Origin of the sequence: Hafnia paralvei (assembly GCF_020150375.1) — a bacterium.
Classification (GTDB): Bacteria; Pseudomonadota; Gammaproteobacteria; order Enterobacterales; family Enterobacteriaceae; genus Hafnia; species Hafnia paralvei.
Genome location: NZ_CP083737.1, coordinates 3,922,946 through 3,944,551 on the forward strand (window position 1 = coordinate 3,922,946; position 21,606 = coordinate 3,944,551).

The 21,606-nt window shown below is 49.2% G+C and carries 17 protein-coding genes; 2 read left to right on the forward strand and 15 right to left on the reverse strand.

Annotation, left to right across the window (positions count from 1 at the left end; genetic code table 11):
- Nucleotides 1-5 precede the first annotated feature (5 nt).
- From lspA to ribF, 3 genes are all read right to left on the reverse strand, one after another.
- The gene (gene lspA / locus K9N75_RS18235) at nt 6-494 is read right to left on the reverse strand and encodes a signal peptidase II (protein ID WP_039185770.1); all 489 of its coding nucleotides are present in this window, start codon (nt 492-494) and stop codon (nt 6-8) included.
- An 11-nt stretch (nt 495-505) separates the two neighbouring features.
- The gene (ileS, locus tag K9N75_RS18240; RefSeq protein ID WP_130973890.1) at nt 506-3,355 is read right to left on the reverse strand and encodes an isoleucine--tRNA ligase; all 2,850 of its coding nucleotides are present in this window, start codon (nt 3,353-3,355) and stop codon (nt 506-508) included.
- 92 nt (nt 3,356-3,447) lie between these two features.
- Nucleotides 3,448-4,386 carry a bifunctional riboflavin kinase/FAD synthetase gene (gene ribF, locus K9N75_RS18245; protein ID WP_008814662.1) on the reverse strand — a complete coding sequence of 313 codons (939 nt, stop codon included), beginning with the start codon at nt 4,384-4,386 and terminating at the stop codon, nt 3,448-3,450.
- Nucleotides 4,387-4,794: 408 nt separating this feature from the next.
- On the opposite strand from ribF, the gene rpsT reads away from it, so the two are divergent.
- Entirely contained in the window at nt 4,795-5,058 is a 264-nt protein-coding gene (gene rpsT, locus K9N75_RS18250) for a 30S ribosomal protein S20 (RefSeq protein ID WP_008814663.1), read from the forward strand.
- Nucleotides 5,059-5,126: 68 nt separating this feature from the next.
- On the opposite strand, the gene nhaR is transcribed toward rpsT, so the two are convergent.
- The 4 genes from nhaR to dnaK form a co-directional block, all read right to left on the reverse strand.
- Nucleotides 5,127-6,029, reverse strand: coding sequence for a transcriptional activator NhaR (gene nhaR / locus K9N75_RS18255; RefSeq protein ID WP_004089142.1), 903 nt, complete (start codon nt 6,027-6,029; stop codon nt 5,127-5,129).
- 236 nt (nt 6,030-6,265) lie between these two features.
- Complete coding sequence (gene nhaA, locus K9N75_RS18260) at nt 6,266-7,447, reverse strand: Na+/H+ antiporter NhaA (protein ID WP_008814665.1); 1,182 nt, start codon at nt 7,445-7,447, stop codon at nt 6,266-6,268.
- Between the two features lie 222 nt (nt 7,448-7,669).
- A complete protein-coding gene (gene dnaJ / locus K9N75_RS18265) occupies nt 7,670-8,797 on the reverse strand; it encodes a molecular chaperone DnaJ (protein ID WP_004089150.1) in 1,128 nt (375 codons plus the stop codon).
- Nucleotides 8,798-8,920: 123 nt separating this feature from the next.
- Nucleotides 8,921-10,831 carry a molecular chaperone DnaK gene (gene dnaK / locus K9N75_RS18270; protein ID WP_004089152.1) on the reverse strand — a complete coding sequence of 637 codons (1,911 nt, stop codon included), beginning with the start codon at nt 10,829-10,831 and terminating at the stop codon, nt 8,921-8,923.
- Nucleotides 10,832-11,344: 513 nt separating this feature from the next.
- On the opposite strand from dnaK, the gene satP reads away from it, so the two are divergent.
- A complete protein-coding gene (gene satP / locus K9N75_RS18275; RefSeq protein WP_008814666.1) occupies nt 11,345-11,944 on the forward strand; it encodes an acetate uptake transporter in 600 nt (199 codons plus the stop codon).
- Between the two features lie 295 nt (nt 11,945-12,239).
- Here satP and K9N75_RS18280 read toward each other — a convergent pair whose 3' ends face one another.
- The 8 genes from K9N75_RS18280 to gabP all read right to left on the reverse strand — a co-directional run bounded on the left by K9N75_RS18280 (nt 12,240) and on the right by gabP (nt 21,564).
- On the reverse strand, nt 12,240-13,733 hold the full coding sequence (locus K9N75_RS18280; protein ID WP_096080315.1) for an MFS transporter: 1,494 nt from the start codon (nt 13,731-13,733) through the stop codon (nt 12,240-12,242).
- Nucleotides 13,734-13,819: 86 nt separating this feature from the next.
- On the reverse strand, nt 13,820-14,719 hold the full coding sequence (gene nanA / locus K9N75_RS18285; RefSeq protein ID WP_020303567.1) for an N-acetylneuraminate lyase: 900 nt from the start codon (nt 14,717-14,719) through the stop codon (nt 13,820-13,822).
- A gap of 186 nt (nt 14,720-14,905) precedes the next feature.
- Nucleotides 14,906-15,670, reverse strand: coding sequence for a transcriptional regulator NanR (locus K9N75_RS18290; protein WP_371328677.1), 765 nt, complete (start codon nt 15,668-15,670; stop codon nt 14,906-14,908).
- Nucleotides 15,671-15,898: 228 nt separating this feature from the next.
- A complete protein-coding gene (locus K9N75_RS18295; RefSeq protein ID WP_039185683.1) occupies nt 15,899-17,233 on the reverse strand; it encodes an MFS transporter in 1,335 nt (444 codons plus the stop codon).
- Nucleotides 17,234-17,398: 165 nt separating this feature from the next.
- Nucleotides 17,399-17,986 carry a molybdopterin adenylyltransferase gene (gene mog / locus K9N75_RS18300; protein WP_008814670.1) on the reverse strand — a complete coding sequence of 196 codons (588 nt, stop codon included), beginning with the start codon at nt 17,984-17,986 and terminating at the stop codon, nt 17,399-17,401.
- Complete coding sequence (locus K9N75_RS18305) at nt 17,983-18,639, reverse strand: HAD family hydrolase (protein WP_039185681.1); 657 nt, start codon at nt 18,637-18,639, stop codon at nt 17,983-17,985. Before K9N75_RS18305 ends, mog begins: the two co-directional genes overlap by 4 nt.
- A gap of 694 nt (nt 18,640-19,333) precedes the next feature.
- A complete protein-coding gene (gene csiR / locus K9N75_RS18310) occupies nt 19,334-20,032 on the reverse strand; it encodes a DNA-binding transcriptional regulator CsiR (protein WP_039185679.1) in 699 nt (232 codons plus the stop codon).
- A gap of 131 nt (nt 20,033-20,163) precedes the next feature.
- Nucleotides 20,164-21,564, reverse strand: a complete 1,401-nt coding sequence (gene gabP / locus K9N75_RS18315; protein ID WP_008814673.1) for a GABA permease — start codon at nt 21,562-21,564, stop codon at nt 20,164-20,166.
- Between the last annotated feature and the right edge of the window lie 42 nt (nt 21,565-21,606).

The window sequence follows — 21,606 nt, forward strand, 5'->3', positions numbered from 1 at the left end:
AACGGTTATCCCTTTTTCTTAGGAAGGAAACCTTCCAAAACAATGAGCGCAGCGCCAACGCAAATGGCAGAGTCCGCTAAGTTAAAGGTGGCAAAATGCCAGTCTCCAACGTAGAAGTCGATCATATCGACGACGAACCCATGCCAGAGTCGATCAAACAAATTGCCCAGCGCACCACCGATGATCAGGGCATAGGCGATGTTATTCAGTTTTTGCGTCGCACTTGAGCGATACATCATCACTAACAACACCACACAGATCCCAATGGCAATGCCAGCAAAGAACCAGCGCTGCCAGCCACCGCTGTCAGCTAAAAAGCTGAAAGCGGCGCCGTAGTTACGTGCATAGTGAAGATTTAACGATGGCAGCAATACTTTAGTTTCGCCTAACGCGAACTCTTGTAGGACTAAATACTTACTGCCTAAATCTATCACTAACACGACCAGCACCAGCCAGAGCCAGCGCAGTCCTGTAGACATCATAGGTCGTTTCATTGCACCTACCATTATGCAAACTTACGTTGTTCGCCATGACCGGCGACGTTGATCACGCAGCGTGGGCACAATTCTGGATGCTCTGCGCTCTGACCAATTTTGGTAGAGAAGTGCCAGCAGCGTGGACATTTCTGGCCATCAGCCTTGCTCAGCGCCACTTTCAATCCTTTCAACACGTCGCTTTGTACTGCATCGGCCGGCGCATTCGCCAACGCTTCAACCTGAGCACCAGAGGTGATCAACACGAAACGCAGCTCATCTTCCAGACTGTTCAGTTTAGCCATCAGATCATCATCGGCGTACAGCGTGACGCTCGCTTCCAGAGAACCGCCAACGCGCTTATCGTTACGCGCCTGTTCAATCACCTTGTTCACTTCGCCACGAACTTTCAGCAGCTCAGCCCAGAAGTCATTATTCATGGACTCGGAATCACCCAAACCAAATAGCCCTTGATACCACTCTTCAGTGAAGACAAACTCGGCACGGTCGCCCGGCAGATAGCCCCACAGTTCATCAGCGGTGAAGGACATAATTGGCGCCATCCAGCGAACCAATGCTTCAGCGATATGGTACAGCGCGGTCTGACAGCTGCGACGCGCAATACTGTCTGCTTTGGTGGTGTACTGGCGGTCTTTAATGATATCCAGATAGAAGGAGCCCATTTCAACCGAGCAGAACTGCATCAGACGCTGAACCACTTCATGGAAGTCATAGTTCTCGTAAGAGACCAGAATTTCCTTCTGTGCTTCCATCGCGCGCTCAACCGCCCAACGATCCAGCACCACCATGTCTTCAGGCTTAACCATGTGTTGTTTCGGATCGAAACCATTCAGGTTAGCCAGCAAGAAGCGTGCAGTGTTACGAATACGACGATAAGAATCCGCAGAGCGTTTCAGAATTTCGTCGGATACCGCGATTTCGCCGGTGTAATCGGTAGATGCAACCCACAGACGCAGGATGTCGCCACCCAGCTTGTTCATCACATCCTGTGGACTTACGGTATTACCGATTGATTTGGACATCTTGCGTCCCTGACCATCAACGGTGAAACCGTGGGTCAGTACCTGACGATAAGGCGCTTTGCCTTTCATCGCGGTAGAAATCATCAGCGAGGACATGAACCAACCACGATGCTGGTCAGAACCTTCCAGATACATATCTGCCGTGTGACCGTGGAATTCAGGACGCGCATCAACCACAGAGAAGCTGGTTGAGCCAGAATCAAACCATACGTCCAAGGTATCAGGCACTTTTTCATACTGGTCTGCATCTGCGCCCAGAATGTCTTTTGGATCCAGATCCCACCATGCCTGAATGCCGTCTTTCTCAACGCGCTTAGCCACTTCTTCCATCAGTTCAGTGGTGCGCGGGTGCAGTTCCTGAGTCTCTTTATGCACGAACATCGACATGGGAACGCCCCATGTACGCTGACGAGAAATACACCAGTCAGGACGGTTCGCTACCATTGATTCAATACGCGCTTTACCCCATGCTGGGATCCAGCCGCTTAGACCATTTTCTTTCAGGCCAACCTGTTCGATTTCGTCGATCTCAGCCAGAGACTGCTTGCGCAGGCCTTTCTGATCCATGCTGATAAACCACTGTGGGGTCGCACGGAAGATGATCGGCGTTTTATGGCGCCAGCAGCATGGGTAGCTGTGATTCAGCTTTTCCACGTGCAGCAGCGCACCATGTTCTTTCAGCAGCTCAACCACCACGTCGTTGGCTTTGAAAACAAACAAACCATCCAGACCAGGGAAAGTCCCCTTCAGGTAGCAGCCGTTCGGGCCAACAGGGTTAGCCGTTTCCAAACCATATTTCTGACCGATAACATAGTCGTCAGGACCGTGGCCTGGAGCGGTATGAACGGCACCCGTACCGGCTTCCAGCGTGACGTGCTCACCCAGAACGATAGGCACATCAAAGCCCATAAACGGATGTTGGAAGCGCTGTAGTTCTAAATCAGCGCCTTTGCAGCTTCCCAGCACGACCCAAGACGTGATTCCTGCGCGTTTCATCACGCTTTCAACCAGATCGGCCGCCAAGATCAGGCATTCGCCTTCAACCTGCACTAACTGGTATTCAAAATCAGGGTGCAGAGAAATCGCACGGTTTGCAGGCATAGTCCACGGCGTGGTTGTCCAGATAACCACGGAAACGTTGCCTTCGACGTCTTTTACGCCAAATTTAGCCAACACTTCGTCTTTATTGACCGCAGCAAAGCGCACGTCAATGGATGGCGAGGTTTTGTCATAATATTCAACTTCGGCTTCAGCCAGTGAAGAACCACAGTCTGGGCACCAATGAACCGGCTTAGCGCCTTTCATCAGATGGCCGTTATCCACGATTTTAGCCAAAGCACGAATGATGTTAGCTTCAGTGTCGAACGCCATGGTCAAGTATGGATGATCCCAATCACCCAGCACGCCAAGACGTTTGAAATCTGCTTTCTGGCCTTCAACCTGCTCGGCAGCGTATTCGCGACATTTAGCACGGAACTCGGCGGCGCTGAACTTTTCGCCCGGCTTGCCGATCAACTGCTCAACTTTCAGCTCAATAGGCAAACCATGGCAGTCCCAACCCGGAATATACGGGGAGTCAAAACCGCTCAGACCTTTGGACTTAATAATAATGTCTTTAAGAATCTTGTTTACTGAGTGACCAATATGAATACTGCCGTTCGCATAAGGAGGGCCATCGTGCAGAATGAAGGTTTTCTTGCCTTTTTTCGCGTTACGGATAATCCCGTACAGATCCTGATCATACCAACGTTGCAGCATGCCAGGCTCGCGCTTGGCGAGATCGCCGCGCATCGGGAACCCTGTTTCCGGCAAGTTCAGGGTATTCTTATAATCACTCATTCGATTCTCGGTTCCGTTTTCGGCTATCCCCTTGGCTCAACAAACGGCTCGCTCAACGGCAGCCTCTGTGACTTTGGGTATATGTATATAGATTAAACCGGTGTCGCCAGCCCAAAAAACGCGCGGGCCGTCACCACATCATTGGCGATTTGTTGCTTTAATGCATCAAGCGAAGCAAAACGCTGTTCATTGCGCAGTTTTGCGCGGAGCACCACATCAATGTGGCGTCCATAAAGATCCATCGTGGTATCTAGCAGATGGACTTCTAACTGCTGACGTATGCCAGCGACTGTCGGGCGGGTGCCGATATTCGCAACACCGGGTAACGGCGTTGGCCCCAGCCCATAAACATCCACGGCGTAAACACCTTTTACCGGTGCCACCAGCCGTTTAAGCGGCAGGTTAGCCGTTGGAAAACCCATCGTTCGCCCAACTTCATCACCGTGCACAACGCGCCCAGAGATGCTGTATGGATGGCCTAAGAGGCTTTCCGCCAGATCAAGCTTATCTTCCTGTAATGCCTGTCGAACGGCGGTGCTGCTAATGCGTTTATTACCTTCGCAGAAGCTATCAGAGTTCGTTACGGTAAAACCGAACTGTGCACCCGCCAATTTCAACAACTCATAATCGCCTTCGCGCCCTGCGCCAAAACGAAAATCATCACCGACCATCAGATATTTTACGCCGAGCTTTTCAACGAGTAACTTTTTAACAAAGTCATGAGCTGAATTCGCCGCAAAATCACGGTTAAAACGAACACACAGAAGATAATCAACTCCTGCGTCTGCCAGATAATGACATTTATCGCGTAACCGAGTCAGGCGAGCTGGCGCTTTGTCTGCGCTAAACAGCTCCAACGGTTGGGGTTCAAAAATCATCACCATGACGGGCAACCCCAAGCGTTTCCCTTCCTGCTTCAGACGGGTTAGCAAGGCCTGATGACCGCGGTGCACACCATCGAAATTGCCGATCGTCAGCACGCAGCCATGATGGCGCGCCCGTAGATTGTGAATGCCGCGAATTAGCTCCATATCAGGCTCAAAACAGTGGAAATCGGCGGATTATACCTTGTACAGAGACTAAGGTTAACCAGCGATTAGAGAGTTTAAAGGGATTCTGCCACCATACCGGAGATAAGCCGCCGGTTAAATACATTACGCGTGATTTATGCCACTCTATTTACGCATCGGCTAAATGATATTTCGCTAAACCTGCGTTTTTGTTGCAAACGCTGATATAATCAGCAACCGCACAGGAAAAAACTCTCGAAAGGGTGTATTCCAAGGGACAAAGCTGGTAAAATCCCGCGCCATCACAACGCGAAAGTGTCGTTCGTACAAGCGACGCTTATTTGCACAAATCCATTGACAACAGAGGGCTAAAAAGGCATATTTCTCGGCCTTTGAATTGTCCTCATAGAATATTTTGGGAGTTGGACCTTGGCTAATATCAAATCAGCTAAGAAACGCGCCGTACAATCTGAGAAGCGCCGCAAGCACAACGCTAGCCGTCGCTCCATGATGCGTACTTTCCTTAAGAAAGTATACGCGGCGATTGCAACCGGCGATAAAGCCGCTGCACAAAACGCATTTAACGAAATGCAACCAATCGTGGATCGCCAGGCTTGTAAAGGCCTGATCCACAAAAACAAAGCTGCACGCCATAAGTCAAACTTGGTCGCGCAAATCAACGCAATGCAGTAATTGCTTTACGTTGGTAGCTTTGAAAAAAACCGGCCTAGGCCGGTTTTTTTACGCCTAAACGCTGAGTGTTAACGACTGAATAACGCTGAGAAATCTTTATTACATACGCGTTGAACTGCCGGATGTTGGATCATTCGCTCGGCAAAAATCACGTAGTACTCTTCCTGCAAGTTATCAATTCGCCCCACTTCCTTGATGTTATCCGATTCATTGGCGTACATATCCTGCGCATAAATCGACGGAGCAACAAAAATTGCATCGTGAAATTGAGCAAATGCCTTCATCAAGGCGGCATCATCAAATTCCCCGAGGATTTGTACTGTTAGTCCTTGGCTATTAAACCAGTTCAGCAATTTACGGCCGAGCATGGTTCTACGTCCTGGGATCAGCAGCTTACGTTGCTCGAGGCAGGCCGGAAATGGCTGCTCTGGCAGCGGCTGACGGCAAAAGAAACTGACGCCACACTCGCCTAGCTTTACTGAAAATAGCCCTTCTTGCTGGCTAGAATCAACGGGGCAGTCGGATAAAATCATATCGAGCTTATGCTGGCTAAGCTGTTCCAACAGCATTTCATGCGTAGACTCAAAGCAGCGTAAATGAATTTGCTCATGGTCTGCTACCGCCGTTTCTAGCACCTGACTCACCAGGCGCTTCGACAACGCATCGGCCACACCAACGTCAAACAGCATGTTAGATTCTTTGCGATAGTTCACGATATCTAGCATTTCTTGGCTAAGCATGAACATACGATCGGCATAACGGAAAACGAGCTGTCCCAGCTCTGAAGGTACTAAGCCACGTCCTTGGCGCTTAAACAGTTTCCCGCCTAACCGCTCTTCTAACGCTTTAATCTGCCCGGTGATGGTTTGAGGTGTTAAAAACAGCGCTTCAGCCGCGCCGACCACCGACCCTTCTTTGCAAACCTGCCAGAAGTAATACAGATGGTTAAAATTGATATGTGCTAGACGCACGATAGTGCTCTCCTATTACGTCCTACATGGGTTAATCACCATGCGAACATTGCTGCAGTGTTTGCCCTTTAGGGCTAATCAAGAAGGCAGCACAAACTGTGCGCCAAGAAAAACGCAGCGGCGTATGACTTATCTTGCCACTAAAACCGCTGACGACCTATGACGGTGCCTCTTCAACGGGAGCCAGATTACAAAAGACGCCCCAACTAATGTTGGAGCGTCTCAGGTAAAGTGGATTACTCCTCGTCGGCAGCTCGCCGTGGTAGTACACGCCTTAGCAACATATATCCCACTAAGGCAGAGGCCGTAGACCCAAGTAAAATCCCTAATCTTGAATAGGTTGCAAGCTCAGGTGCCCCTCCAACAAACGCCAGTGAAGCAATGAAAATAGACATGGTAAAACCGATGCCGCATAGCACCGAGACGGCAAAGATATGGCGGAAATTAATCCCACCCGGTAAACGTGCGATACCGATTTTCACCGCCACCCAGCTAAACAAGAATATCCCAAGAGGTTTACCAACGAACAGCCCCATCATAATCCCAGCAGGAAGAACGCCTGTTAGATCGCCTAGAGATACCCCCTGCAGAGAGACTCCCGCGTTCACAAAAGCAAACAGCGGCAAAATCAGATAGGCTACCCATGGATGCAGGCTGTGCTCTAATTTTTCGGCTGGACGTTTGCCGTTCTTGGCTTTGATTGGCAACATAAAGCCAACGATAACGCCTGCCAGCGTGGCATGAACGCCCGATTTCAGAATAGCCGTCCACAGTACCGCACCAACTAACAGATAAACCGAGGATTTTCCTACCCCACGCCAGTTGAGATATCCCAGCACCGCAATAGATGCCGCAGCCACGCCTAATGCCGATAAAGAAACCTCATGCGTATAGAACAAAGCGATAATCACGATAACGCCTAGGTCATCAATAATCGCTAGCGCCAGCAGAAAGACTTTCAGGCTGGTTGGTACTCTCTTACCCAGCAGCGCCATAACGCCTAGGGCAAAAGCAATGTCCGTTGCTGCCGGAATCGCCCAGCCTTGGCTGGTAACAGGATCGGCATGGTTAAATGCAAGATAGATCAACGCCGGAGCCAGCATTCCGCCAAGAGCGGCGATTGCTGGGAAAACGGCCTTATCTCGGCTGGCGAGTGAGCCACACATCAACTCACGCTTAACTTCTAAGCCAACCACCAAAAAGAAGATGGCCATCAGGGCATCATTGACCCATAACAGCAGAGTTTTGTTGATATCCAATGCCATAAAACGGAACTGAACTGGCGAATCTAAAAACTGCTGATAAAGGCCCTGTAGCGGGCTGTTTGCCAGAACTAAAGCCACAATAGCGGCCATGATGAGAATTATGCCGCCAGCGGCCTCAAGGCGCAGAAACTGACGGATTGCACGGGTTACCATAGTCACTCTCAGAAACTCCTTACACACATTCGTTAATAATGGGCGAGAGAACGAATTAATGCAGTTAGTTTACGGATTACTTTATTTCGGGAAAAGTAGTTTATAAGTGCTATTAACCAAGGTAAAACCGAGTAATTGATGAGTTTCGTCACACAAAATGTAAAAAAATCCCCACGGGTTAGGTAGGGATTTTTTATTAACTGCTTATTTTTAAAGAAAATCCTAGCGAGTTAAATCGTCGAAGAATTTCTTTACACCGTCGAGAAAACTTTTAGAGCGTGGGCTGTTATTAGCGCTCGAAGAATCGCCAAAACTATCTTCTAGCTCACGCAACAGCTGTTTCTGCTTCTCGTTTAGGTTAACCGGAGTCTCAACCACTACGCGGCACAGCAGGTCGCCCTGACTCCCACCACGAACGGATTTAACCCCTTTACCACGCATGCGGAACATCTTGCCAGTTTGAGTTTCAGCAGGGATTTTCAGCTTTACGCGTCCATCAAGCGTAGGAACTTCAATCTCACCGCCGAGTGCAGCCATGGCAAAGTTGATCGGCACTTCACAGAACAGGTTATTATCTTCGCGCTCAAAGATTGGATGCGCTTTCACCTGTACCTGCACATACAGATCGCCAGCTGGCGCTCCATGCTCACCGGCCTCCCCTTCGCCGCTCAAGCGGATACGGTCACCGGTATCCACACCAGCAGGAATTTTCACCGACAGCGTTTTGGATTTCTCTACGCGGCCATGCCCGTGACATTTGTTGCACGGATCTTTGATAATTTGGCCACGACCATGACAATGTGGACACGGCTGTTGTACGGTAAAGAAGCCCTGACGCATCTGTACCTGACCTGCGCCATGACAGGTTGGACAGGTCACTGGATCAGTGCCTTTCTTCGCTCCGCTACCGTGGCAAACTTCGCATTCAACCAATGTAGGAATGCGAATTTCTTTGGTCACACCGCGTACCGCTTCTTCCAGCGTCAGCTCCATGTTGTAACGGAGATCTGCACCACGGGTCGCACGCTGACGACGACCGCCGCCGAAGATGTCGCCGAACACGTCACCAAAGATGTCGCTGAAGTCTGCACCGCCGCCATAGCCGCCGCCTCCGCCCATTCCACCTTGTTCAAAGGCGGCATGACCGTACTGATCATAGGCTGCACGTTTCTGCGCATCGGTTAAGATTTCGTAGGCCTCTTTGACCTCTTTAAACTTTTCCTCTGCGTCCGTATCCTGATTGCGGTCAGGATGGAACTTCATCGCTAGGCGCTTATAAGCCTTTTTGATTTCGCGCTCTTCCGCGTCGCGGGATACGCCCAAAACCTCGTAATAGTCTCTTTTCGCCATTCTATTTATCCTGCCCTTAACATAACTGCACGGGCGTTGAGTTTCCTCGACGCCCGTGCCGGTTAACAGTCACGACGGTTAGCTAAATGCCACTTCCGCCGTCACCAAGCCCGCTAAGGGCAATTATTTTTTATCTTTAACTTCTTCGAATTCAGCGTCTACCACGTCGTCATCTTTCTGAGCGCTGGTATCAGCCTGCTGAGCACCACCGGCCTGAGCCTGCTGCTGAGCCATTTCTAACAGTTTGCTGGAAGCTTGTACCAGAGTCTGGATTTTCGCTTCGATGTCAGCTTTATCTTCGCCCTTCGCTGCAGTATCCAGCTCAGCCAAAGCAGCTTCGATCGCAGTTTTATCTTCAGCTGGCAGTTTGTCACCGGCTTCTTCCAACTGCTTGCGAGTACCATGAACCAGCTGATCGGCTTGGTTACGAGTTTGTACCAGCTCTTCAAACTTACGGTCAGCTTCAGCGTTAGCTTCTGCATCACGTACCATTTTCTGGATTTCTTCTTCGTTCAGACCAGAAGATGCCTTGATGGTGATCTTCTGCTCTTTACCGCTGTTTTTGTCTTTAGCAGACACATGCAGGATACCATCAGCATCGATGTCGAAGGTAACTTCGATCTGTGGCATACCACGTGGTGCTGGCTGGATACCATCTAGGTTGAACTGACCCAGAGATTTGTTATCCGCAGCGCGTTTACGCTCACCCTGAATGACGTGGATCGTCACAGCGGACTGATTGTCTTCAGCGGTTGAGAACACTTGGCTATGCTTAGTTGGGATAGTGGTGTTCTTCGCAATCAGTGAGGTCATTACGCCGCCCATGGTTTCGATACCCAGAGACAGAGGGGTAACGTCCAGCAGCAGAACGTCTTTAACTTCACCGGTCAATACACCGCCCTGAACCGCAGCACCGATAGCCACTGCTTCATCTGGGTTAACGTCTTTACGTGGTTCTTTACCGAAGAAATCAGCGACTTTCTTCTGAACCATAGGCATACGAGTCTGACCACCAACCAGGATAACGTCCTGTACGTCAGAAACAGACAGGCCTGCATCTTTCAGAGCCACTTTCAGTGGTTCCATAGAGCGGTTAACCAGATCTTCAACCAGTGACTCCAGTTTTGCACGGGTCACTTTAATGTTCATGTGTTTTGGACCAGACGCATCTGCAGTGATGTACGGCAGGTTAACGTCGGTCTGCTGAGCAGAAGACAGCTCGATCTTCGCTTTTTCAGCTGCTTCTTTCAGACGCTGCATCGCCAGCGGATCGTTGCGCAGATCCATGCCCTGTTCTTTCTTGAACTCTTCAACCAGATAGTTGATCAAACGGCTATCGAAGTCTTCACCACCCAGATGAGTATCACCGTTGGTTGCCAGAACTTCGAAGGTTTTTTCGCCGTCAACTTCGTCAATCTCAATGATAGAGATATCGAAAGTACCACCACCCAAGTCGTAAACGGCGATAGTGCGGTTACCCACTTCTTTATCCAAACCATAAGCCAGAGCAGCTGCGGTTGGTTCGTTGATGATACGTTTTACTTCCAGACCTGCGATACGGCCAGCATCTTTTGTTGCCTGACGCTGAGCATCGTTGAAGTATGCAGGAACGGTGATAACAGCTTCAGTCACTGGCTCGCCCAAGAAGTCTTCTGCAGTTTTCTTCATTTTCTTCAGAACTTCTGCAGAGATCTGCGGCGGAGCAATTTTCTGACCTTTAACTTCGACCCATGCGTCGCCGTTGTCAGCTGCGACGATACCGAAAGGCATGATGCCTTTATCGCGCTGAACTTCTTCATCCTCAAAACGACGACCAATCAAACGCTTGATCGCGAACAGGGTGTTTTGTGGGTTAGTCACCGCCTGACGTTTTGCAGGCTGACCAACCAGAATTTCGCCGTCCTGAGTGTACGCAATAATAGAAGGAGTGGTGCGGTCGCCCTCGGCGTTCTCCAGCACACGTGCGGTAGTCCCATCCATTACAGCTACACAAGAGTTAGTTGTACCCAGGTCGATACCAATAATTTTACCCATCGAACATCTCCACTAAGAATTTTGTTATTAATCTCGTTGCTACCGTAGGTGGGGGCGATATTTCTTTTTTCAACCGCCTTTTTTCTACCTATACCCTAAATCATTCAAGTTGCTGGAAGGCGGCAAACGAATGAGTCCCAATAAGCTTACCTAAGTAAGTGGCTCGGGTGATTGAGTGCAGCCAACACACCAGCAGCTTGAAGTATGGCGGGAATACCCGGTAACTAACTGCGTTGTAAGTAAGATGGGGTCGCTCAAGACGACAACAAGGGGGGAGATTAAAAAAAATATGATTTTTTAACCCACAAGATCATTGTTTATGTTCTGACTCCTCATTATTATGCCGCGCGCTCGATCGTTGAAAAGAACCACAATGCGATAAAACATTGTGTTCTCGGGCACGTACCAATGAATTTCCACGCCTAACCAATTGATGTTGCAAATATAAAAATCAACTTCAATGGCGCTGGAATATTTATTTCTACATTAAACTTCTCTTATTACAGAGGCTCTATGCACACCAACAAGTTGGCGAATCCCGGTCCTTTAGGCCTGATGGGCTTCGGGATGACCACCGTCTTGCTGAACCTGCACAATGCAGGCTTTTTCCCTCTTACTTCCGTGATCATCTCAATGGGGATTTTCTTTGGAGGGTTTGCCCAAATTCTCGCTGGGCTGCTTGAGTACAAAAAAGGCAACACTTTCGGTTTAACCGCATTTACGTCCTACGGCGCATTCTGGCTGTCGCTGGTCGGTATTTTATTACTGCCAAAAATGGGTCTGGCCGATGCCAGCGATGCCAGCTTCCTCGGTACTTATTTAGCACTGTGGGGCATTTTTACCCTGTTCATGTTCTTCGGTACTCTGGGCGCTAACCGCATTCTGCAATTCGTGTTTGCCAGTCTGACCGTTCTGTTCTTCCTACTGGCCTACGGCAATATCACGGGCAACGCTGCGGTTCTACACTTTGCCGGTTTTGAAGGTATCGTTTGTGGTGCGAGCGCCATTTATCTGGCTATGGCTGAAGTGATCAACGAACAAGCAGGCCGTACCGTGCTGCCAATCGGCGAATGCAAATGCCATAAAGCAAACGCTCATCCTGCTGAACTGTAATTCTAAGCAGTATCACGCTTTTCTATATCCAGAGCGTTAAACAGCAAAAAGCCCCGCCAATGATGTAATGCTTGTCAGTTAAGCCTGATTTTAGGGGAAGTACACCGATGGGGTCGTAGCGGCGAAGCCGCCGACAACTTTGCAGGGAGCAAAGTTGAACAACGCTTTAGCGTTGACCCCTAGGGTGGAACACATGGATGTGTTCCATAACCGCCCCGCGGTGTGCTAGCCCCGTGTATCTCGATCTCTTAAATGAACAGCATTACGCCAATGTGCGGGGCTTTTTTTACCCTGATTATTTGTGTGCAACAGGTTCTACTAACGCTTTCTTGGGTATACGACCAACGGCACCGCTGAAAGGTTTTCCATCGATGGTATCGTGCGTTCTGATCCCTTCTGGCTTCAACCAGCGTTGTACCCTTGATGGCATATCCAATCCAATCAACAGAATAACGACAAAGGTCAGGCTGAAAGAAAGCGAAGCTAACGCCGTACCAAGATCCAGGCGTTGGGCTATGGTCGCGCCAAGGATAGGTGCAAGTGCCCCGCCTAACGCGCCGACGTTATAGGTAAATCCTAACCCTGCCGCTCGTTGCTCAGTGTCAAAATAGCCGCCAATGAGCTTAGGTAAAATACCGGAAATCCCCTGTCCCAGCATTTGCTGAAGAAACAGCAGAATCCCCAGCGTCCATAGGCTTCCACCGCCAATAGCAAACACAGGAATAATCAGCAGTTGAGATAACAGTAGGCTATACACATAAGCTTTACGCGTTCCCAGCCAATCACCTAGGAAGCCACCAACACAGCACCCAACCGCAGCCCCAAATCCGCTAAAGAACAGAATATGTGCCACGGTCGATGGATCGTAAGCCAACTCAGTCTTTAAATAGGTGGGTAATAGAGCCTGAATCGGCCATGAATAAAGGAAGGCGAACAACACCACGACCATCAGCATCACGCCCGTGGGCCAGCGATTCCCACTGCTTTGCACCATGAAACTAATGAAAATAGCAGCACACAAAAGCCCAAGCACCGTGATGGCAAAAGGATTTCCAATATCGCCTGCAAAACATAAATAGAGAGCCAGTGAAGCGACTATCGTCATACCAACGTTCATCACTTTATAGGGTCCACGATATAAAATATCCACCATGGTTTTTACTGGCTGTTTATTACCAAATTTCTTTTCCCAGTCTTCCGCTTCAGGAATATTTTTACGTAGCCATAGCGCAAAAATAATCGGCAGAATGCCAATAAAGAATAATGCACGCCACCCCCATACAGGTACGACTACGCTGTATACCTGCGCGGAAAGAACGGCACCGATCGAAAAACCTGAAATCAAAAATCCGCTGGCTTTATTTCGTAAATGTTTTGGCCAGCTCTCAATAACATAGGTTGCACTAGAACCATATTCACCCGCCATTCCCATCCCAATCATCAGACGAGCAATAAACATGGTGGTGAAACCGGGAGCAAAACCACAGGCTAAAGTTCCGACTGAAAATAAGACAATGCTAGTTATCATTGCTAATTTTCGGCCATATCGGTCCCCCATTGCGCCTAATAATAACCCTCCAAACCATCTGGAGATAAATGCGGCTGAAATAAGGCTGGCAGCTTCTACGGTAGTTAATCCAAATTCACTTTGAATTTCGGTTAATACCAAAGCGATCAAGACAAAATCAAAGCCATCTAACAGATAACCAATCCATGCGGCAGAAAATGCCTTCCATTGCGGCTTACTGATGTGTCGATACCACGGTAGATCTTGGGTAGTGTTATTCATAAAGCACTCCCGGCGCAGGTCTTTTAAATTGCCTGCGCTCTATATCGTAGGGTAAGAGTTGTTAGTAGATAAGAAACGGTGTTGTATTATTTTGCCGTTCTTTCTGCACTCAGTAATTGGGCTAGCTGACGCAGCTCAGGTAAATACTGTTCTTCAACCGGAGCAAACGGCTTGCGACAAATTGGCGTATCAACAACATCCATATAGTGCAGAATGGTTTTCAGTCCACGGAATACGCCGACTTTAATCAGAACATCTATCACTTTATTACATTCCGTTTGCAGCGCTTGGGCTCGTGCAATATTGCCCTCTTTCAATGCCTGCATAATACCTTTATAACGCCAGCCCATAACGTTATAGGTACTGCCGATACCGCCATCGGCCCCCGCCAACAAGCCGGAAAGGAAGATTTCATCATAACCGTTATAAATGACCTTATCAGGATGTGCACGTCGCACTTGTTCCATCTGATAGAGATCGCCTGATGTTTGTTTCAAAGCAGCCACACCCGGCAGAGTAATCAGCGTTGAGATTTGATCGAGTGAAAGCTTCACTCCGCTCAACGCTGGGATGTTATATACCACCATCGGCAAGCCTTCGGCAGAGTCGATAATGGCGCGATAGTGATCGCAGTGCTCGGCAAAACTGAATGGATAATAGAAAGGAGTCACCGCAGATACAGCGTCAAAACCATAGCGCTTGGCAGCCTTCGCCAACACCTGACTTTCATGCGTACTAATCCCACCCACGTGAGCAATCAGCGTGACTTTACCTTTCGCTTCTTCTGCGACGACTTCCAAAACCTGCTCACGTTCCTGAGCGCTTTGAATGAAAGCCTCACCGGTAGAGCCCCCCACGTAAAGACCGTCAACGCCTTGAGCAATATTAAACTGCACTAAACGACGCAGACTTGGAATATCGAGCTGTTGCTGCGGGTTAAACGGAGTGAGTAACGCGGGCATAACCCCATGGAGATGTTTTGACATATGACCCTCTGACTTGTTTATTTGATGAGCTTAAAGATATACCTTTATACCTATTACACCAGTCTAAAAAACGAACTTTAGCGATATTCGGTTTAATATGTGATCAATCTCAGATATCAGAGAAGGTAAACGATCTTATTTCAATGCAAATGCTGAATAAGATCTCGTTTCACGATCCAAGGATCGTTATTTTTTGCGCGCGTAATAGGCTGCAAATACGCTGTTGAGGTGGGACTTCAGAGCTTTGTCAGCGGCATCAGGCTGCCGAGCACAGATGGCTTTATATATTTCAATATGCTGCTGATAACTCACGTTATTATGGGCATGAAGTTCTGCCAGTGACACGGTTGGACGCGCAGCAATCAGCCAGTCCAGCAGTGCCACATGGATAACCATAAAAATTGGATTTCCGGGGATCTCAGCAAGTTCACGGTGGAACTCAATATCAGAACGAATAAACAGATCGTTATCGTCGAGAGACTGGCTGTTCATTTCCAGTGCTTTCCCCAAACGCGCAATCTGTTCGTCAGTAGCGAACTCCGCGGCATAACGCACTAAACTGGATTCAAAGAATAGGCGCAGCTGTTCAAAATGGGCGATACCGTCCGGTTTAGTCAAAAAGTCTTTCGCCATTCCCGACAGTTCAGAAATGATAGTATCTGCCGAAGGACGACACACGCGTGCGCGTTCTCCGTTATTGATCTGTACCAGCCCTTTACGTTTCAGCGCCGCCAGTGCTTCACGCACGGACGGACGACCCACGTTGAAAAAAGCCATCAGCTCACGCTCAGAGGGCAGTTGCTCCCCTTCGGCGAATTCACGCCGACGGATCATCTGCTCGAGTTCTTCCTCCACCATATCAGACAACTTTTTGCGCGACACCGGCCTACGACGCATCGCATGGCCGATAGCTTCGGGAGTTTCAATTGGACGATCGTCTGATGTGCTCATAGCGTTTACGTTTTGGCTGGTTCCGTCAGTCATATATTCATCACCGAGAGACGGTACATGCTGAATCGCCCCGCTGGATGACAGATAAATAGTTAATAGGTATAACCATTTGAATCATAACATAGGAAAAGAGAAGCGGCTAAGCAAGAGAGAAAGTGGAAAGCGTGATGTCTGACGTGGCGAAAAACAAGCTCACCGCCTTAAAAGCGGAGAGCTGTTCGCACTGTGTTAGCTTTGCTTTTGCTGATTTATCGATACATCCAACAGAGATTCAGCATGCGCTTCACTATTCAAGTCACGCTGTAAATAAAGGCCCAACAGTAACCCAACTAAAGACAGAGCCAGCACATAGTAAGCCGGTGCCATCGGCGTTAGTTTCATTATCAGCGTAACAAAAATCGGCGTTAATCCCCCAAAGATGGCATATGCCACGTTGTATGAGAATGAAATACCGCTGAAACGAACTTCTGCAGGAAACGCGCGTACCATGACATAAGGAACGGCACCCACGATCCCCACGCTAAAACCGGCTAGTGCATAACCCAAGAATAGCTGTTCGGCACTCACGCCGGCGGCAACCGAGTGGTAAAACGTCCAGCTACACACGGCCAGAAAAAGGCTACCTACGATAAACGTTTTGCTCGCACCAAAGCGATCGATCACACGACCGGCAATCACGCATCCCATCGTCAGCGCAATTGTCGCCAAACAGTTTGCCTGTAAAGCCAACGCCGGTGAGATACCAAACTGTTTTTGCAGATAGGTTGGCGTCATGAGAATCACCACCACAATGCCAGCCGAAAGCAACCATGTGAGCAGCATAGAAATGGCGACCTCTTTGCGGTGATTTTTCACTACCGTTTTCAGCGGCATTTCTTCTGCTAATGCTTTTCGTGCCTGCATTTCAACAAAGATGGGTGTTTCTTGTAACCAACGGCGCAAATACATGGCAAATAGACCAAAAATCCCGCCTAAGAAAAACGGAATACGCCAGCCACCAGCCAAAATGGACTCTTGGCTCATAACGGTATTGAGCAATGTCGCCACCAGCGATCCCAACAGGATCCCTGCCGTTAATCCTGCGGTTAACGTGCCGCAGGCAAAACCAACACGTTTACGCGGTACGTGCTCAGCGACAAATACCCATGCCCCTGGGACTTCACCACCAATAGCCGCACCTTGCAGTACGCGCATTAACAGTAATAACAACGGGGCCGCAATCCCGATGCTTTGATAGGTCGGTAACATCCCCATGGCTAACGTAGGCAACGCCATCAGCAATATACTGAGTGAGAACATTTTCTTACGGCCAACTTTGTCACCAAAGTGCGCCATGATAATTCCGCCAAGCGGGCGAGCAAGATAACCCGCCGCGAAAATACCAAAGGTCTGCACCTGACGTAACCACTCAGGCATATCGACGGGAAAGAAAAGATCGCTGACTACCGCCGCGAAGAATACAAAAATGATGAAGTCATAGAACTCTAATGCACCGCCCAAGGCGGCCAGCGTCAGAGTTTTGTAGTCCTGCCGATTTAAACGGCGATTATGATGTTGTTCCATAAGATCCAGCCCAGTACGTTATTTTCATATTATTTTGCGATGTTGTGCTGTTTTAAACAGATGTCATAAAACAGATGTTAAACATTTGTGATGCGAAATAATTAATATAACGTTACTGGGTGACTGGCTAGTCGTACTGAATCTTATGCCACAATGAGCTCAATTTCAGTTGATTGTTTCGCGCCTTGCGCTTTTCGGGCGAAAAGCTGCTATTACACGCGGATCGGTTTCAACATAAGGACCGTCGAGTAATTGGATGCAATAAGGTACGCTGGCGAAAATACCGTGAACGATAGATTTACCGTTTTCGTCTTTCACGCCTTCCAGCGTTTCTTTGATCGACTTAGGCTGTCCGGGCAAGTTAATGATCAACGCCTGCTTACGAATAACGCCCACCTGACGAGATAAAATCGCCGTTGGTACATAATGCAAACTGATCTGACGCATCTGTTCACCGAAGCCTGGCATTTCACGATCCGCCACGGCTAATGTCGCATCCGGTGTCACATCACGACGTGCCGGCCCAGTACCGCCCGTGGTCAACACTAAGTGACAGCCCATCTCATCAACGAGCTCGCACAGAGTCTGTTCGATCATCACCTGCTCATCGGGGATCAGACGCGTTTCCAGCGTAAACTCTGTGGTGAGCGCCTGCTCTAACCACTCTTGTAATGCTGGAATACCTTTATCTTGATAAACACCGCTGGAAGCACGATCGGAAATCGAGACCAGACCTATACGCAATGCATTCATGCAACTACCTCTATGACTATTCCTTGACGCTGGGGATGCAGAATAATACTACGCCAGCCGCTAATAACCACATCTGCACGCTGTAAATGATGCCGTTGGTGGCGATTTGTGATGGCAATAACCGTCATCCCAGCGGCTTGCGCAGCCTTGATCCCAGCCTCATCGCTTTCAAATACCAAGCAATCACGAGGATCCACGCCGTAATAACTGGCCGCCAACAGATAGGGCTCAGGGTCAGGGCGTCCGCTAGTCACTTGTTCTGCGCCAATCATCAACGGCGGCTGCGGCATACCTGCCTGCTGCATTTGCACAGCGGCACGCGACCGGCTTGACTGCGTCACTACACCCCACGGTGTTTCTCCCAAGGCCTGCAACAGTTCAAAAACCCCCTGCTGTAATTGGCTGTGGTGGCGCTGAGTCATCTCTAACAGCGCTTGCTCTAGCGCCTCTAATTCCTGTTGAGTCTCCAGATGAGGCGCTAAACGACGTACGATCTCCTGTACCCGCTGACTATGAATCTGCGCGCCCAACAAGGCATTATCGATACCATGCCGCTGTGCCCACTGCATCCACACCTGTTCCGCATGATTACCTGAATCTAAAAGAGTGCCATCCATATCTAGAAAAACGGCGGCAAATTGTTTTCTCCACATAACGAATACCTCTTAGATAGGAATTAAGCCAAGTATAAGACTTACGGTAAATCCGTCTGGTTTATGAATCAAAGATTCGGAATAAACTGTAGGGGAATGAGTGGCAAGGAGTGATGACAGGAGTTATCTGGATTACATAAATGTCAGGTTTCGTTCACCAGTATATACGCCGCGGAGTAAAGTTTCGTTCGCCGGTTAGCATCTGCATTTTCATGAAATTACTGACGTAGGCGACCGAGTCGGGTGCGCCAGCGCGCGCACCCGACACCCGCGCGCTTTTATCCGAGACGCCATCTCCGCTCCGGTTTGGTATCGCCCATCCCGGGCGCCCCAAACTCCACCGGTACATCCCTGTACCGGCGGCTCTCTCTACCAAAACTTAACTCAAAAAAGACAAAGTCTTTTAGGCTTATTAGATTTTGATCTTGCCGTTGACCTTTTCCGGCACATTACCGGACAGCCGAGTGAATCATGCTGGTTAGGATTCGCCTACAGGGATGTAGGCGAAAGAACGGAGGAGCCAGGATGGCGATTGCCGTTCGTTCCGTTAAGACCGGAATGATGAAATGAGGGCACCCGCGTAGCGGGCTGGAAGGTGGAGCCAAGCCGGGTTGTTAGGGGGCGGCGACTGGCCCCCTAACACGGACGCCCACGCGGTTTAAATGTGGAGTTCAGTGTTTTAAGCGGACGTAGCTTACTCCATATCTAAAACACTTATGCCTCCTCCCCCCATGGCCTCCATGATAATCGGTATCGGCGTCAACAAGTGTTGTCGCATCAACTCACCCGCCTGTTTTCCATCACGAGCCAGAATGACGTTCACCAGTTGATCGTGCTCATGGTGTTTATTCTCCAGCATTTCTACGGAAAGTACGGTCTCGCGCAGCCAAATAAATCGATAGCGTGCTGCCAAATCAAACAAGCGCGCTCGCATTTGCAGTAAATATTGCGAGCCACAGCCAGCCACAATCGCGGTATGAAACGCCTGATGACGTTGATCCCATTCATCGAGCAGTGCTTCGCTAGCTTCTGTCGCCTCGAGTTTGGCAAGCATATGGGCACGCGCCAAAATGTCCGCTTCCCAATCATCGCCTCCGCGCTCAATCGCCAGTTGTACCAACATTGATTCCATATTGGCGCGCGCATCAAAAATATCCAGCAACTCAGCCTGCGACATCGGCGCTACGCGATAACCCTTTTGGCTCACCACGGTCACCAGATGTTCGGCTACTAGCTGTGACAACGCCTCTCGCAGCGGGCCAACACCTAGGCCGTAGCGATTCGTCAACAAGCTCATACGCAGTTTTTCTTCCGGCTGATAGACGCCACGAATAATGTCCCGTTTCAGCCATTGATAACCGTCAAAGGTAGGATGGGGTAAAGAGGCGGTCATAGGTATGGCTCCTAAACTAGCAACGAAGCAAAAAGAATCACCTGCCAAAAGTACAGGCTTTCTAATACCAATAAACGCCGTCCCAGTTCTCGCTGAGATCGGCGCATCAAAATTATTGCCAAGCTTCTGCGTTATCTCAAACTCTGCTGAGGCTGTTTTTGCCACTGAAACAATGTTTTCCAGCGGGTCATAATAGGCACTGTGCAAATAATACCAATGCCCAGCAACACGGTCGAAACCACTTCAACGCGTTGCTCTGGTCTGAACATCATGACCACCAGTACAAAAGTGATAAACAGAATTACCGTCCAAGTCAGGTAAGGGTAAAGCCACATTTTGAGTTTGATCTCCTGCCCACGCATCAACAGAATTTTACGCATGCGAAGCTGGGATACCGCGATCACCAGATATACCAACAAAGCGATGGCACCAGAGCTCGCAATTAAGAAATTAAACACCTTGGCTGGCGCATAGTAATTCACTACCACGGTAAGAAACGCCGCACCGGTAGAGAGTAATACCGCCACATAAGGCGTTTTACTGCGGTTAGTTTTTCCCATAAATGCAGGTGCGTCACCGCGATGGCTAAGTGAGTACAGCATACGTGATGCGGTATAAAGCGCCGAATTCAGACAGCTGGTTACCGACAATAAAATCACGCAGTCCATAATCAACTTGGCATGAGGAATATGCAGCAGCTGTAGCACTGAACTGTATGAGCCTATCGTTTTTAGCTCTGGGGCATTCCACGGAACCAACGCCACGACAACGAAGATCGAGCAGAGATAGAAGATCGCAATACGCCAAATGACAGAATTGGTTGCGCGCACAATGTGCTTATCCGGCGTATCGGACTCAGCGGCTGCAATCGTGACGATCTCGGCCCCCATAAACGAAAACATAGTGATCAACATCGCGCTAATTACGGCACCAAAACCATTCGGCATAAAACCGCCATGATCCCACAGACGAGAAATACCGCTCACCTGAACGTGCGGATAGAAACCAGTAATCGCAATGGTTCCTAGAACGATAAAAGCCAGAATCGCAATGACCTTGCACAGCGCTAGCCAGAACTCAAACTCCCCGTAATTTTTAACACTGAGCAGATTACTACCGGTCAAAGCAAGGGTAATTAATAGGGAAAAGAGCCAGATCGGCACCACCGGTAGCCATGAGTTGAGAATAATGGCGGCAATATTTGCTTCCAATGGGATCACTAAAACCCAAAACCACCAGTAGAGCCAACCAATGGTATATCCCGCCCATTTGCCGATAGAGCGTTCTGCATAGGTGGAAAAGGAGCCGGTATCCGGTGAAGCGACCGCCATTTCGCCCAGCATGCGCATGATCAGCAGCACCAGCAGACCGGCGAATAAATAAGACAGTAATACCGCTGGCCCTGCTTGAGAAATCGCAACGCCAGAGCCCACAAATAGACTTGCGCCGATAACCCCCGCAATGGACAGCATCGTGACATGGCGGGACTTCAGCCCGCCTCCCAGCGAGTTTGTTTCTGCTACCTGACCCATAATTAAACCCTCTCGAAAGTTTTTCACTTAGGGAGAGCGCTC